12 protein-coding genes are annotated in these 14,713 nt (G+C 72.6%); 7 read left to right on the top strand and 5 right to left on the bottom strand.

The window, feature by feature from the left end; all coding sequences use genetic code 11:
* Positions 1 to 127 precede the first annotated feature (127 nt).
* The 3 genes from uvrA (at position 128) to OG552_RS33000 (ending at position 4,887) form a co-directional block, all read left to right on the top strand.
* Positions 128 to 2,596: an excinuclease ABC subunit UvrA gene (gene uvrA / locus OG552_RS32990; protein WP_329139275.1), complete on the top strand. Its 2,469-nt coding sequence runs from the start codon at positions 128 to 130 to the stop codon at positions 2,594 to 2,596.
* Positions 2,597 to 2,844: 248 nt separating this feature from the next.
* A complete protein-coding gene (locus OG552_RS32995) occupies positions 2,845 to 3,798 on the top strand; it encodes an RNA polymerase sigma factor (protein WP_329139277.1) in 954 nt (317 codons plus the stop codon).
* Positions 3,799 to 3,984: 186 nt separating this feature from the next.
* Positions 3,985 to 4,887 (top strand): alpha/beta fold hydrolase, encoded by a 903-nt coding sequence (locus OG552_RS33000; protein ID WP_329139279.1) that lies wholly within the window; start codon positions 3,985 to 3,987, stop codon positions 4,885 to 4,887.
* A gap of 76 nt (positions 4,888 to 4,963) precedes the next feature.
* Here OG552_RS33000 and OG552_RS33005 read toward each other — a convergent pair whose 3' ends face one another.
* Positions 4,964 to 5,947: an SCO2400 family protein gene (locus tag OG552_RS33005; protein ID WP_329139281.1), complete on the bottom strand. Its 984-nt coding sequence runs from the start codon at positions 5,945 to 5,947 to the stop codon at positions 4,964 to 4,966.
* Positions 5,948 to 6,179: 232 nt separating this feature from the next.
* The gene (locus OG552_RS33010) at positions 6,180 to 7,202 is read right to left on the bottom strand and encodes an alcohol dehydrogenase (protein WP_329139283.1); all 1,023 of its coding nucleotides are present in this window, start codon (positions 7,200 to 7,202) and stop codon (positions 6,180 to 6,182) included.
* 279 nt (positions 7,203 to 7,481) lie between these two features.
* On the opposite strand from OG552_RS33010, the gene OG552_RS33015 reads away from it, so the two are divergent.
* Together OG552_RS33015 and OG552_RS33020 are read left to right on the top strand one after the other, a co-directional pair.
* Positions 7,482 to 7,898 (top strand): hypothetical protein, encoded by a 417-nt coding sequence (locus OG552_RS33015; RefSeq protein ID WP_329139285.1) that lies wholly within the window; start codon positions 7,482 to 7,484, stop codon positions 7,896 to 7,898.
* Between the two features lie 353 nt (positions 7,899 to 8,251).
* Positions 8,252 to 9,088 (top strand): glycoside hydrolase domain-containing protein, encoded by an 837-nt coding sequence (locus tag OG552_RS33020; RefSeq protein ID WP_329139287.1) that lies wholly within the window; start codon positions 8,252 to 8,254, stop codon positions 9,086 to 9,088.
* A 68-nt stretch (positions 9,089 to 9,156) separates the two neighbouring features.
* Here the strand turns inward: OG552_RS33020 and OG552_RS33025 are convergent, their stop codons facing one another.
* Positions 9,157 to 10,752, bottom strand: coding sequence for a purple acid phosphatase family protein (locus OG552_RS33025; RefSeq protein WP_329139289.1), 1,596 nt, complete (start codon positions 10,750 to 10,752; stop codon positions 9,157 to 9,159).
* A 204-nt stretch (positions 10,753 to 10,956) separates the two neighbouring features.
* Between OG552_RS33025 and OG552_RS33030 the strand changes: the two genes are divergently transcribed.
* A complete protein-coding gene (locus OG552_RS33030) occupies positions 10,957 to 11,739 on the top strand; it encodes a D-Ala-D-Ala carboxypeptidase family metallohydrolase (protein ID WP_329139291.1) in 783 nt (260 codons plus the stop codon).
* A gap of 143 nt (positions 11,740 to 11,882) precedes the next feature.
* On the top strand, positions 11,883 to 12,458 hold the full coding sequence (locus tag OG552_RS33035) for a hypothetical protein (protein ID WP_329139293.1): 576 nt from the start codon (positions 11,883 to 11,885) through the stop codon (positions 12,456 to 12,458).
* 26 nt (positions 12,459 to 12,484) lie between these two features.
* On the opposite strand, the gene OG552_RS33040 is transcribed toward OG552_RS33035, so the two are convergent.
* Both OG552_RS33040 and OG552_RS33045 read right to left on the bottom strand, forming a co-directional pair.
* Positions 12,485 to 13,384 (bottom strand): bifunctional helix-turn-helix transcriptional regulator/GNAT family N-acetyltransferase, encoded by a 900-nt coding sequence (locus OG552_RS33040; protein WP_329139295.1) that lies wholly within the window; start codon positions 13,382 to 13,384, stop codon positions 12,485 to 12,487.
* Between the two features lie 195 nt (positions 13,385 to 13,579).
* On the bottom strand, positions 13,580 to 14,446 hold the full coding sequence (locus OG552_RS33045) for an LLM class F420-dependent oxidoreductase (protein WP_329139297.1): 867 nt from the start codon (positions 14,444 to 14,446) through the stop codon (positions 13,580 to 13,582).
* Between the last annotated feature and the right edge of the window lie 267 nt (positions 14,447 to 14,713).

A 14,713-nucleotide genomic window follows, 5' to 3' on the forward strand; every position in this document is an offset into this window, starting at 1 on the left:
CCCCCGGGCACCGGCAGGACCGTCCCCCCGCGGTGCGCGTGCCGGAACCCCTGGTCATTGGAGTGATCATCAGCCGGGCGGCGGCAGTGCGCGGGAGTGGTCTCGCGTCATGAGGTAAGGACAAGGCGTGGAAAACGACGCGACCGACCGTTTCGTGCACGTCCGGGGCGCCACCGAGAACAATCTGCGGAACGTCGACGTCGACGTGCCGCGGGACGCGCTGGTCGTCTTCACCGGGGTCTCCGGTTCCGGCAAGTCCTCGCTCGCCTTCGGCACCCTCTACGCCGAGGCCCAGCGCCGGTACTTCGAGTCCGTCGCGCCCTACGCCCGCCGCCTGCTGCAGCAGGTCGGCGCACCGCACGTGGAGGAGATCACCGGGCTGCCGCCGGCGGTGGCCCTGCAGCAGCGCCGCGGGGCACCCAGCTCGCGCTCGACGGTCGGGACCATCACCACGCTCTCCAACCTCGTGCGGATGCTCTACTCGCGGGCCGGCAGCTACCCGCCGCGAGCCCCCCGGCTGGAGGCCGAGGCGTTCTCGCCCAACACCGCGGCCGGCGCCTGCCCGCGGTGCCACGGACTGGGTGTCGTGCACGACGTCGCCGAGGACCTGCTCGTACCCGACCCGTCACTGAGCATCCGGGAAGGCGCGATCGCGGCCTGGCCCGGCGCCTGGCAGGGCGTCAACCTGCGCAGTGTCGTCAGCGGTCTGGGGATCGACATCGACCGGCCGTGGCGCAGGCTCAGGAAGAAGGACCGCGACTGGCTGCTCTACACCGACGAACAACCCTCCGTCCTCATCGAACCCGAGCGCGACCGTGTCGACTACGGCTACTACGGCACGTTCTGGAGCGCCCGCAAGCACGTCATGCACGTCCTCGCCGACTCCCGGAGCGACCGCATGCGCGAGCGGGCGCTGCGCTTCGTGCGGAGCGTGCCCTGCCCGGTCTGTCACGGCAGCGGCCTGCGGCCCGAGGCGCTCGCGGTGACCTTCGCAGGACACTCCATCGCCGAGCTCAACGCGCTGCCGCTCACCGAGGTCGTGGCCCTGCTGCGACCCTTCGCCGAGCTGCCCGGAGGCGCGGCCACCACAGCCACCGCCCGGTCCGGCGAGACCACCGAAGCGGCGGTCCGGATCTGCGCCGACGTGGTCGCGCGCGTCGAGGTGCTGCTCGGCCTCGGCCTGGGATACCTCAGCCTCGGGCGCCTTTCCACCACGCTCTCGCCCGGTGAGGCCCAGCGGCTGCGGATCGCCACCCAGCTGCGCTCCGGCCTCTTCGGGGTCGTCTACGTGCTCGACGAGCCGTCCGCCGGCCTGCATCCGGCCGACGCGGAACCGCTGCTTGACGTGCTGGACCGCCTGAAGGAGTCCGGCAACTCGCTCTTCGTCGTGGAACACGACCTGGACGTCGTACGCCGGGCGGACTGGGTGGTCGACATCGGCCCCGGGGCGGGCGAGGGCGGCGGACAGGTGCTGTACAGCGGCCCGGTGGCGGGCCTCGAAGACGTCGTGGAGTCGGCCACCGGCCGCTACCTCTTCGGCCGGGCCGAGCCGCTCGGCCACCAACTCCGCACCCCGCGGGAGTCGCTGCGCCTGAGCGGAGTCACCCGGCACAACCTGCGTGAGGTGTCCGTCGAGGTACCGCTCGGCGTGCTGACGGCGGTGACCGGGGTGTCCGGGTCCGGAAAGTCGACGCTGGTCACCCAGGTGCTCGCCGAGGTCGTGCGCCGCCACCTCGGCCTGGCGGCGGAGGAACCCGACGAGGCGGAACTCGACGTCGAGGTGGCCCAGGTGTCGGGTCTTGAGTCCTTCGACCGGCTGGTACGGGTCGACCAGCGGCCGATCGGCCGCACGCCACGGTCCAACCTGGCCACGTACACCGGGATGTTCGACGCGGTGCGCAAGCTGTTCGCGGCGACCGAGGAGGCGAAGGCCCGCGGCTACACGGCCGGGCGGTTCTCCTTCAACGTCCCGGAAGGGCGCTGCGAGACCTGCCAGGGGGAGGGGTTCGTCGAGGTCGAGCTGCTCTTCCTGCCCGGGACGTACGCGCCCTGCCCGACCTGCGACGGCGCCCGGTACAACGCCGAGACCCTTGAGGTGACCCACCGCGGCAAGAACATCGCGGACGTGCTGGCGATGTCCGTGGACGAGGCGGCGACCTTCCTAGCCGACGTCCCGGCCGCTTCCCGGAGCCTGGAGACACTCCGGGAGGTGGGCCTGGGATACCTGCGGCTCGGCCGGCCCGCGACGGAACTCAGCGGCGGTGAGGCGCAGCGCATCAAGCTGGCCACCGAACTGCAGCGGGCCCGCCGCGGTCACGCGCTCTACCTCCTCGACGAGCCGACCGCCGGGCTGCACCCCGCGGACATCGCACTGCTGCTGCGGCAGTTGCACCGGCTCGTCGACGCGGGCAACACCGTCGTCCTGGTCGAGCACGACCTGGACACGATCGCCACCGCGGACTGGGTCATCGACCTCGGTCCGGGCGGCGGCGACGCGGGCGGCCGGGTGGTCGCCACCGGTCCGCCCGCCATTGTCGCCAGGGCCGGGGGCAGCGCCACCGCGCCCTACCTCGCGGTCCGGCTGGCGCGGCCCTGAGCAGGCACCGGCCCTGAACGGGGAACGGGGGAGCGCGCCGGCCCCGGGCGGTACGGGGGCGCGACCGACGCCGCGCGAGCGGCCGTTGCGTGTGCGGCGGCATGGGCGGCGGCATGGGCGGCGGCATGGCCGGCGACATCGGCGGACCGGCGGCGGTGGTGGTGGCGCTCGGTCACGGCCGTGGCGCCCGGGTGGGATCATTGCGGCCACGGCGAACGTTCCCAGGTCGCAGGAGGTGGAAGCCCTTGATGAGCACACAGCTCACGGATGCCGAGCTCACGCGCGCTGCGCAGTCCGGCGACATCGGCGCGCTGGGGTTGCTGCTGGAGCGGCACCGGGCGGGGATGCGGGCGGTGGCGCTGAGTCTGCTGGGACACGGACCGGACGCGGAGGACGCCGTCCAGGACGCGGCCCTGGTCGCCCTGCGGCGCATCGGCGGAGTCCGTGATCCGGCGGCGGTGGGGCCGTGGCTGCGCATGGTCGTCCGCAACGCCTGCCGGACCCGGCTGCGGTCCGCCGCCCCCACCGAGCCCTTCGACGACCTGCTGCTGCCGTCCACCGGGGCGATACCCGAGCAGGCGCTGGAGCGCCACGCGCTGCGGGACTGGATCTGGCGCGCGATCGAGGAGCTCTCCCCGGCACTGCGCATGACGCTCGTACTGCGCCACTTCAGCACGACCGCGACGTCGTACGAGGCGCTGGCGAAGCTCACCGGCGTGCCGGTGGGCACCGTCCGCAGCCGGCTCAGCCAGGCGCGGGCCAAGCTGGCGGACGCGCTGAGGGCGACCGCGGACACGGCCCACGGCGACGCCGCGCGGCGGGTGGCCGCCAGTGGCAAGGAGGCCGGGGAGACCCTGGCAGCCGCCGAACGCGGCGACTTCGCCGGACTCGTGACCGAGCGCTGGTCGCCCGGGGTGACGCTGCTGAACGGCTGCGCCCCGGTCGGCGGCCGGGACCTGCTCATCAGGGGCATGGAGAACGATCTCGCGGCAGGCGTCCGCCAGCGCCTGAACCACGTGGTCGCCGGCCGGGACCTGGCGATCTGGGAGATGGACATCATCAACCCGCCGGACGCCCCCGACCACTGCCCGCCGGCCGTGACCTGGCTGATGACGCTGGAGCAGGGCCGGGTGCATCAGGTGCGGCTGTTCCATCCGCGCCCCCCGACGGCACCGCGGACACCGGCCCTAATTCCCGTCTGAGACCTGCCGCCCGGGTCCCCGCCTGAGACCTGCCGCCCGGGTCCCTCCCTGACTTCATGAGACTTGCCGCCCCGCCGGAGGCCCCGCCCCGCCGGTGTGGCGACCGTCACACGGAAGGGATCGAACTTCCCTTGCCCCTCCGCGTCCTGTGGGTGTCCACCGACACCCGTCCGACAGGAGTTCCCCATGGGCATCCACGCCACCGGCGCCGCCGACCCGCTGGCACCCGGCACGCACACCGTGGAGACAGACGGCATCACCCTGCGTTACCACGTCCACGGCACCGGGCCGGTCTGTGTGGCGCACTCCGGCGGCCCCGGCATGTTCTGGGAGTACCTGCGGATGCCGTCCGTGGAGAAGAACATGACCGTCGTCTACCCGGAGCCGGTCGGCACCGGCGGTTCCGGCCGCCTGGCGAGCCATCCCCACGGGTACACCCGCACCCGGTACACGCAGTTCCTCGACGGGCTCCTCGACCACCTCGGCGTGCCCGCGGTGTACCTCATCGGCCACTCCCACGGCGGCTTCGTGGCGCAGCACTTCGCCCTGCGCCACCCCGGCCGTCTCGCCGGCGTCGTCCTGTACGACAGCGCGCCGGTGACCGGCCCCGAGCACATCGCCGAAGCCGTCCGCAACCTGGAGGAGTTCGCCCGGAGGAACGCCGGCAACCCCGAACTGCCCGCGGTCATGGGCGCGTTCCAGTCCCTGTCCGGTATCTCCACCGACGAGGGCGTCACCAACGCGGCGCGCGGTCTCCTGCCCGCCTACTTCGCCGACTACTGGGGCCACGAGGCGGAACTGGCGCCTTTCAGGGCGGCGGTGCGCGGCACCTTCATCTCCGGCCTCGACGAGGACCTGACGCCGGAGGTCATCGACGACCGGGGAACCCTGGGGGACCTCGACGTGCCCACGCTGGTGATCGTCGGCCGGTACGACGTCATCTGCGGTGTGCGCTGGTCGCAGGAGCTGAACAAACTGATCCCCGGATCCGAGCTGGTGATCCTCGAAGACAGCGGGCACTTCGGCCATCTCGAAGAGCCGGAGCTCTTCGCCGCGGCCGTCGCCCGCCTCGTGGCGGCCACGGCCTGATCAGCCGCCGCCCGGCCGCACGCGTCCCCGCGACGGAACGCCCGTCGCGGGGAGGCGCGCACGGCCGGCCGGGCGGTCAGCCGATGCAGAGGACCAGGATGCACACACCCTGGTGGGGCGCCGGCGTCGTGGTCGGCGAGGTCGTCGCGGGCGGGGTGGTGGGGGAGCCGGCCGCCGGGTTCGCGGTGGTGGAACCGCCTGTGTCCGTACCGCCGGCGCTCGTGTCCGTGCCGGAGTCCGTGCTGCCGGGGTCCGTTCCCGCGCTGCTGCCCGTGCTCGCGTCCTGGTTTCCGGTGGCCGCCGCCGTCGTGGTGGACGGCGCGGGCTGGGTGCGGGTGGTGTGCACGGACGAGGGGCCGCCGGCGGAGATGGGCACCGTGCCGCCGTTGTCGGTGACCGGGTGTGTGGCCTGCGCCGACGGGAGGGACGGCGTTCCGGCGCGCTGCTGCGGCACGGCGGCGGCGTGCTTCCCGGGGGTGTGCGCGCCCTGCTGGGACAGGACGGACGGGTCTCCCGCCGAGGTGTCGATCCGCAGTGTCACGGGCGTCACCGTGTCGTACGGCGAAGCGGCGGCCGTACCGCCCCTGCCGGAACCGTGGGACTGCATCGACGCCACTGTCACGCCGCCGCCGAACAGCGCGAAGGCGGTGGCCACGCCCGCGCGGCGCCGGTTCTTCTTCCACCGCTCCAGCTGACGGCGCCGGGCGGCCCGGCCGCGGTGCAGGGTGGGGGCGATGGACGTGGTGCCGAGCTCGGACTCCGGCAGATCCTCGCCGGCCACAGGCGCGGCGGCCGGGGCGAATCCAGCGGGGACGTCCGGCGCCGGCAGGTACGGGGCGAGCGCGGCCGGAGCGCCGTGGCCGGCGAGGGCGTGCCCCGCGCTGCCCGCGGCCGTGAACCCGCCCGGCCCGGTGGGCAGGTAGTGCCCTGCCGGGTACGTGGCGTCGGCGCGCGCACCGGGCGCGGCCGGGAGCAGGTCGACGTCAGGGGCGCAGGCACCGCACCCTGGGCACACCAGCGCCCCGTTGAGGGTCCGTCGGCACGTGTAGCAGTAGTCCATTCGCGGTCTTTCTGTGCTGGCTTCGCAGCCCAGGGAGGCCGCTGGCATGTCCACGTCCCCCGCGAAGGGGCAGCGGCCTGAAAGTAGCAGTCGAAACGGCAGAGGTTGCAAGCGAGTTGTGAGGTTTTTGAAAAGCCTGGTCGCCGGCCCGTGACGCAGCTCACGAACCGGTCGACCATGCGCCGTACACCTGCCGCGCGCCCGGGCCGTGTTCCGCCCCGCCGCGCCCGCGTCAGTGGGTGGTGAGCACCATCCGGAAGCGGGCGGCGCCGGAGAGCATCCGCTGGTACGCCTCGTCGGCCTGGTCCAGCGGCATGGTCTCGACCATCGGGCGGATCCCCTGCAGCGCGCTGAACGCCAGGGTGTCCTGCACGTCCTGCGCCGTACCGGACGGGTGGCCACGGATGATCTTGCCGCTCATGAGCAGCTGGCTCGGGCTGATCCCCAGCGGTTCGGTGTCCGCGCCGATGATCACCAACTCGCCGCGCGGGGTCATGCCTTCGACGGTGGCCGCGGTGGCGGCGGCGTTGGCGGCGGTGCCCAGCACGACCCTGGCGCCCCCGAGCGCCTTCAGCGCGTCCGCCACGGAGGTGTCCGCGGTGCTGTCGACATAGTGGTGTGCGCCGAGCTGCTTGGCGAGGTCGGCCTTGCCGGCGCCGCGGGCGATGGCCACGGTCTCGAAGCCCATCGCAGCCGCGTACATCACCCCCAGATGGCCGAGGCCGCCGATGCCGAGTACGGCGACCAGGTCGCCCGGCCGGGCGGAACTGTGCCGCAGCCCGTTGTACGCGGTCACCCCGGCGCAGGCCAGCGGCCCCGCGTCGGGCGCCGCGAGGGCGTCGGGGATCCGCGCCAGGGCGTCGGCCGGCGCGATCACCGTCTCGGCGTAACCGCCGTCGTACGCCCATCCGGGGACCTTCAGGTTCTCGCACATGATGAAGTCGCCCTGCCGGCAGGGCGTGCAGTGCCCGCAGCTGCCGCCGAACCAGCCCACCACCACCCGGTCGCCCACCCGCCAGCCGCTGTACGTTCCCTCGCCGACCTCCTCGATCCGCCCGGCGATCTCATGGCCGGGGACGAGCGGGAACCGTACGCCCGGCGCGCCGGCGTTCACGAAGAGCGCGTCGCTGTGACAGACCCCGCAGGCGTCCACAGCGATCCGTACGTGGCCGGGGCCGGGCCGCGGCACTTCACGCTCGGTGACCTCGAACCTCCCGCCGGCGGCGGTGACCTGGGCGACTCGGTAGGTGCTCATCTCGTTCTCTCCCGGTAGTGGCACGGCGACGGCCCCCCGTCCAGCAGACCAGCTCCGGCCGGATCGCGCGCGCCGAGCGGGGCGGGGGAGCGGAGAGCCGGACCGGGTGCGGGACGCGGGAATGCCGGGCGCCGGGGCGGGGTTGAAGAAGACGCCTCGCGACAAATGAATCGCAGGCAAGCGAGCCGCCCGGTTGTGGAGACACACTCTGGCAACGACTCACTTCCTTGGTTTCCACAGCGGTGCCGCGTAACACGGTACCGAGGAGGTGCTTCACCCATGGCTCTCAGCCCTCGCTACGCGCTCGACACCACGGCCGTGCTGGCCGGCGGTTTCCTGGTCGTGTCGGCGATGACGTTCAGCAACGCGACGGCCGGCTGGCTCAGCTTCGCCGTCTCCACCGCGGTGACGGTCGTGGCGGGCGCCGCCGCAGTCCTCGCCCGCAGCGACAGCAGGCGGCTCGGCAACTCGGCGCTCTCCCTGATCGGCCTCTGGTCCCTGGTGGCCGCCCTGGTCTTCTCCGGGGCCACGCTGCACTGGCTGGTCCTCGCCGACGCCCTTCTGCTGGCCCTCGTGGCTCTCGCCGACCTCACCGCCCATGAGTTGAGCACGGAGCGGGTCGTCCACGAACTCGAGATCCGGCCCGCCGGCGCCACCGAGACCACCGCGGTGCTGCCGGCCGCCAAGGCCGCGTAACGCTCCACCGAAGTCCCACCGGATCACGTACGATCCGCGCACCCCGGGCGGCCCTGCCGGGAGCATCACGCTCCCGGCAGGGCCGCCTCGGCGTGCGCCGGCACCGGGCGGCGGCCCCCGACCGGCGGGACGTGCCGGAGGCCCCCGCGCGAACCGGTAGTGTGCCCGCGGAAGGTGACCACCCGGTGCTGTGACGGAGGTCAGGGACATCTCGCCGTACCGGCGGGCGGAACACCTTTCCCACTGCGGTGCCGTCCCCGGCGGCACGGTGTGCTCCCGCCTCGCGGTCGCGTGCCGTGCGGCCGGCGTCGCGCCGTGTCCAGGAAGTCATTTCTTTTGCGTTGGGGGTGGAGATGTCCAGTCATCGGATGTCCAGGCGGGGGCGGTATGTCGCGTGGTCGGTCGCCGGAGCGGCCCTGCTGGTGGGCGGCGCGCTGACCGCGCAGGCCGCGACGTCGTCGGGGTCGGCGCGGCCCGCGCCGACGGTGTACTCAGGGCGGGCTTTCGACACCTGCACGGCACCGTCGCTGTCGGCCATGAAGACATGGAAGGCGACGAACTTCTACGGGGCAGGAGCCGTCTACATCGGTGGCAAGAACCGCGGCTGCGCGCAGCCGCAGCTGACGGCGTCGTGGGTGAAGTCGGTGAGCGCGGCCGGCTGGAAACTGATCCCGCTGTACGTGGGCGCGCAGCCGCCGTGCCAGACCAGCCGGAACCCGGAGAAGATCACGCCGGCGAGCGCCGCCTCGCTGGGCGCGACAGACGGCGCGGACGCGGTGGCGAAGGCGACCGCGCTCGGGATGAAGGCAGGCAGCGCGGTCTACCTGGACATGGAGTCGTACAACGTCTCCGACACGTCCTGCGTCAATGCGGTGCTGACCTACATCCGCGCCTGGGACAAGGCCGTGCACGCCAAGAACTACTGGGCCGGGTTCTACGGCTTCAAGAGCACCAGCGCGACCCCGGTCGCCACCGCGAAGGACCGCACGGACCTGCCCGACGCCCTGTGGTACGCGCTCTACGACCAGGTCTATACGACCACCAGTGACTTCCCGTACGCGTCCACGCTGTGGACCGGACACCGCCGGGGTCACCAGTACCTGGTCAACAGCAAGGAGACACACGGCGGTGTCACGCTGACCGTGGACCGCAGCACCTGGGACGCGCCGGTCGCGGTCGTCGCGAAGTAGCCGCCAGGGCGGCCCCGGGGTCCGGGGCCGCCCCAGCGGTGGTGCCTGCTACCGGGCGGCGCGGGCCCTCAGCTTGCCCGCCGTGCGACCGTGAAGTGGTCGATGCGCTTGCCCGTCTCGGCGATCGCGGAGACCGTCAGCGTCGACTCGCGCCCCGGCTTCGCCGGATCGACGTCGATCGAGATGAACGAATAGCCGGTGTAGCGGACCCGCGACCAGTGCACGGAGTCCACCACCTTGCCGCCGCCCTGGGCCGAGTGCCATGTCGTCACCGTGTCGACCCGGTGCTCGTTGCCCTCGTAGGTGTCGGGCGCCGGGAAGTCGTACAGGCTGCGGCCGGCGCCGCCCGCGGTGATGTAGACCGTGCCGTCGGTCGCGGGCCGGGTGGTGTCCCCGATCGGCACCTGGTGCGACACCACGCCCTTGCGGATCGCGTCGGTCCGCTCGTAGACGTGGTTGTGACCGTTGATCACCAGGTCCACCTGGTGCTTCTCGAAGATCGGCACCCACTGGGCCTGCACACCGCCGTCGGAGGCGTGCGAGTTGGTGGTGGAGTACGCGCAGTGGTGGAAGAACACCACCAGGAAGTCGATGCCGCGCTGCTTGCGGTAGCCGGCCAGCGTGCGGTCGAGCCACGCGGTCTGCTTGCCGCCGGTGATCCCGTAGTTGGCCGGGATCTCGTACGACACGTCGTTGGCGTCCAGCGCGATCACCGCGGTGTTGCCGTAGACGAAGGAGTACGCGCCCGGCTGGTTCTTCGGGTCGTGGCCGGTGCGGGGCAGCGACCAGCGGGCCTCCTGGCCGCCGTAGCCGTTCGGCGAGTACCACGCCTCCATGTCGTGGTTGCCGGTGGTGACCATCCACGGCACCCGTGCCGACACCGACTCGGTCTGCGCCAGGAAGGAGTCCCAGGTGCGCGCGTCGTAGTCGGCCGCGTCGCTCTGCTGGCCGGAGCCGTCCGGGTCGGCGTAGCAGATGTCACCGGCGTGCAGGTGGAAGGCCGGGTTCTGCGCCAGGATCAGGGAGTCGTTGGCCAGGGCGTGGTAGCTGACGCCCTGGTCGCCGAAGGCGGTGAAGGTGAAGCGCTCGCTGTGCGCGGGCGCGGTGGTGAACGAGCCGACGGTGGCGAAGGCCGCGGCCTGCGCCGGGTCGAAGCCCTCGTGGCCCACGCCGTAGTAGTACGTGGTGCCCGGACGCAGGCCCCCGAGCCGCGCGTGCAGGTAGTACTGGTCGACGGGCGGCAGACTGCTGTTGAGCAACTGCGGGGTGTGCAGGTCCCGGACCTCGGCCTCGATCTTGTGGCTGAGTGACCAGGGCTGCAGGCCGATCCGTACGAACGGCTTGCGGACCGCCAGCGGGACCTGCCAGGAGATGGTGAACTGCGTCTTCGGGTCGGCGCCGAACTGGAGGTGGCGGCCGAACGGAGCGACCAGCGCGCCGTCCACGTGGTGCCCGGTGGCCGGCCGCGTCAGCAGCGACGGGCCGGGCGTCTGCGCCTGCGCGACCCCGCTGAGCAGCCCGGACGCGGCGACCGTGCCGGCGGTGGCGATCCCGCCGAAGACCATGCGGCGGCGGGTCACCTTGGACCGGAGATACTCGTGCTGCTCCGCCATGCTCATCTTCTCGGCGAGCCTGGCGTCGATACCCGTGTAGGGAGTGTCCATGGCGCGAAATGTGACAGCATCCGGCGACCGTGGCTCGTCGTACGGGTGAACGGGCGATGACCGGCGGACCCTGCTTCGGCCGTCCGGGTGGCGCCGAGGCGGGCCCAAAGTTCATCTACGCGCGATGCATGGGATGACCGGTCCGCGTCAAGAATGGGGAGGCACGGTCCGGACGTAGGCCTCCGACCCCTCTCAGGAGCACCCGTGAGCGACGCGACCCCCGCACACCCCGATTCCTCCCTCGACCGCCGCACCCTGCTGCGCCTCGGCGCCGGCGCGGTCACCGCCGCCGGGCTGGCCGCCGCCGGCGTCGTGACGGCGCAGTCGGCCGCCGCGTACGGCTGGCCCAGCGTGCTCCAGCAGGGTTCCACCGGCGCCGCGGTGACCGAACTCCAGATCCGGGTGGCCGGCTGGGCCGCGGACTCCGCGGCGCACACCCATGTGGCCGTTGACGGCGACTTCGGGCCGGGAACGGCCGCTGCCGTCAGGCGCTTCCAGTCCGCGTACGGGCTCGGCGTGGACGCGGTCGCCGGGCCGCAGACCTTCTCGGTGCTCAACTCCCTGGAGGACAGCGACGGTTCGACCGTGCACTTCGACTTCTCCGAGTTCTACAGCCACGACGGGTCGGGCCTGTCCGGCGGCAAGGTCGGCTCGGCCACCGTCAAGGAGAACGTGCGCCGGCTGATGTACAAGCTGGAGGCGGTCCGCAAGAAGGCCGGCAACCACCCCGTCACCATCAACTCCGGCTTCCGCAGCGTCGCGTACAACACCAGCATCTACGGCTACGCGACGAACTCCCAGCACCAGTACGGCATCGCGGCCGACATCGTGATCTCCGGGGTGGCCACCAAGACGCTCTACCAGATCGGCGAACGCAGCGGCTTCTCCGGCCTGGAGTCCTACGCCCACTCCTGGCAGCACATGGACAGCCGGGTCGAGTACGCGTACGGGGCGCAGACCTGGTGGTGGGAGGACGGTACCGTCTGAAGCCGGCCGCGGGTGCGCCACAGGGACGTGCGTGCGGTGCGGCGCGTGCGGTGCGGGCCGCTGCCGGGGGACACTGCCGATGGCTCCGGATGGGTAGGGACACGTCCGTCGGAGCGCGATCGGCGACGTGGACGGAGGAGCACATGGGGTGGCAGACCGGGGAGTTCGGGATGTCCCACGAGGGCAGGGCGGCGGCGTTGCTCGCGGACGGCAGTGAGCCCGAGCCGGCCTATTTCGACATCGGAAGCGGCGGCCATGTGCCGTCAACCACCGACTGGTGGGTCTATGACGGCACGCTCGGAACCCGGCGGGCGACCCGGCTGCGGGGCGCCTGCTCGTGCGGATGGCGCGGTACCCGCACCTACCTCATCGACTGGGAACTGGTGGCCGACGGACCAGGCGACGCGGACACCTCCGGGCCACGCGCCGACTGGAAGGACCATCTCGGGGACGTCGAGGCACGATCGGTTCCCCTGCCCGGCGGACTCGAGGGCCTGCTCGCGCAGGTGGACGAGCAGCTGACCGCCCTCGCCGACGACGCACCGCTGGCCGCGCTGAAGGCCGTCGCCGTACTGGAGCGCGCCACCAGGCGCGCCGGCCGTGCCGCCGCCCGGAACGCCGAGGCCGACGAGGTGTCCTGGGAAGCCGCAGGAAAGGCCCTCGGCATGAGCCCGGCCGAGGCCGGCTCCCTGCTCACCGCCCACTTTCCCGGACACTGACCCCGTCGGGCGCTCCGGCGCCGTCCTCACCGGGACGGCGCCGGGGCGATCCGCTTTTCGAACCAGTGGTGGGCGTAGGGCTCGTCGTTGAAGGGGGCGACCTCCTGGAAGCCGCAGGAGTGGTACAGGCCGATCGCCGCACTGAGCGCCTTGTTGGTGTCCAGCCGCAGGACGTCGCTGCCGTGCCGGGCGGCCCGTGCCTCCAGTTCGGCCAGGAACCGGCGGCCGAGGCCGAGCCGGCGGGCGTGCGGTGCGACCCACATGCGTTTGATCTCGGCCGGAGCGCCGGGCGGCAGCTTCAGGCCGGCGCACCCGGCTGGCTCGCCGTGCAGCCGGGCGACCAGGAACAGGCCGCGCGGCGGGCGAAGTTCACCCGCGTCCGGCAGCAGGCTCCGCGCCGGATCGAAGCCGCTCTCGAAGCGCTCCCGCAACTCGGCGAAGTAGGCCCGCAGGCAGTGTTCGGCGTCGGGGTGGCCCGGGTCGACGGCCTCCAGCGTGACGGTCGCGGCGGTGAGCAACCGGTCGACCTCGGCCATCGCGGCGACCAGCCGCTCGCGCTGGGCGGTGTTGAGCGGCGCCAGCAGGGAGCCGGCCAGCTCGTCGCTGCGGCCGTCGAGCGCGGTCCGCTCCGCCCGGCCGGCCGCGGTGAGCCGGACGGTCCGCACCCGCCGGTCCAGGGGCTGCGGCTCCACCGTCACCAGGCCGTCGGCCTCCAGGGTGCGCAGCAACCGGCTGACGTACCCGGAATCGAGTCCGAGGCGCTCCCGCAACTGCCGTACGTCCAGGCCCTGTTCCCCGATCTCCCAGAGCAGCCTGGCCGCACCGACGGGCCGGTCGCGGCCCAGATAGCGGTCGTGGAGCACCCCCACGCGCTCCGTCACGGTGCGGTTGAACCGCCGTACCTGGTCGACCTGCGCAGCGTCCATTGTCTGACTCTAGTCAGGTAACGGTGTGCGGTGCCAGCCGGGCCTGCGCGGGTCGGAGGAGGGCGGGGCGGGCCCGGTGGGCGCGGGCGGTCCGCGGTCGCCGGGCCCAGGCTGTCCCGGGTCCCCGGGCCGGGCGGGTGGGCGCCTGCGGTCTCCAGGGCCGCCCAAGTCCCCCCGCCCGCCGGGCCCTTGGTCCTAGAAGCCGGCGGCGGCCGGTACGATCTCGCGGCCGATCAGCGCGAGCCGGTCCGGCTCCCAGACCCGCGGCACACGGCCGTGCGCCTCGGTGAAGCCGAGCGCGGCGAGCCCTTCGAGCTGCGCCAGCAGCTCGTCGGTCTTCTCGCCCTTCTCGCCGGTGTCGAGGGAGAGCATGACGGTCTTCTCGATGTCGTCGTAGTCGCGCCCCTCGGCCGCACAGTGCGCGCGCAGGACGTCGAGCTTGCGTTCGAGGTCAGGGCCGGCGAAGAGGTTGCACGCCTGGGCGTAACGGGCGACCAGGCGCAGCGTCTTCTTCTCCCCGCCGCCGCCGATCAGGATCGGCGGGCGCCGGATCGGCTGCGGGGAGTTGAGCGTGCGCCCGAGCCGGTAGTGGCGGCCCTCGTACGGGCTCTCGTCGTCGCTCCACATCTGCCGGCAGATCTGCAGCGTCTCCTCCAGCCGCTCGAACCGCTCGGCCGTATCCGGGAACGGCAGCCCCAGTCCGGCGGCCTCCTCGCCGTTCCAGGCGGCGCCGATGCCCAGCCACGCACGGCCCTTGGAGAGCACGTCGAGGGTGCTCACCAGCTTCGCGAGCATCCCCGGCTGCCGGTAGCTGACCGCCGTCACCCACGCGAGCAGCTGAACGCGGGAGGTGCGGGCCGCGAGGTAACCGAGCGTGGTGTACGCCTCCAGCATCTCGTGCTCGGGCGGTCCCACCACACCGATCTGCCAGACGTGGTCCATGACGCTGACCCGCGCGAACCCGGCGTCCTCGGCGGCCACCACTATCCGCGTGAGGTCGTCGGCAAGGGCGCCGGGACCGTTCGGATAGGTGAAGTCCGCGATGTGCAGGCCGATTTCCATGATCGCTCCTTTATGAAAGTTCGCTCTCACGAATGTAGGTCGCTTGCGTGAACCTGTGCAAGCTTCGGCCGGCCGCGCAGACGGGCCCTCGTGCGCCCAGCGCGGACCCGTCGTTCCCGGACGGCACCCCCACCGCCACGGACACTCCCCCCGACAGCGCGAGCGCGTCGCCCTCTTCCCCGTCCGGGTCGCCGTCACCGACGACCAGCCCGTGGCCGTCCCAACTGCCCACCCTCACCCGACGAGGGCGCCCGCGAGTCCGGCTAC

This window comes from Streptomyces sp. NBC_01476 (genome assembly GCF_036227265.1).
Classification (GTDB): Bacteria; Actinomycetota; Actinomycetes; order Streptomycetales; family Streptomycetaceae; genus Actinacidiphila.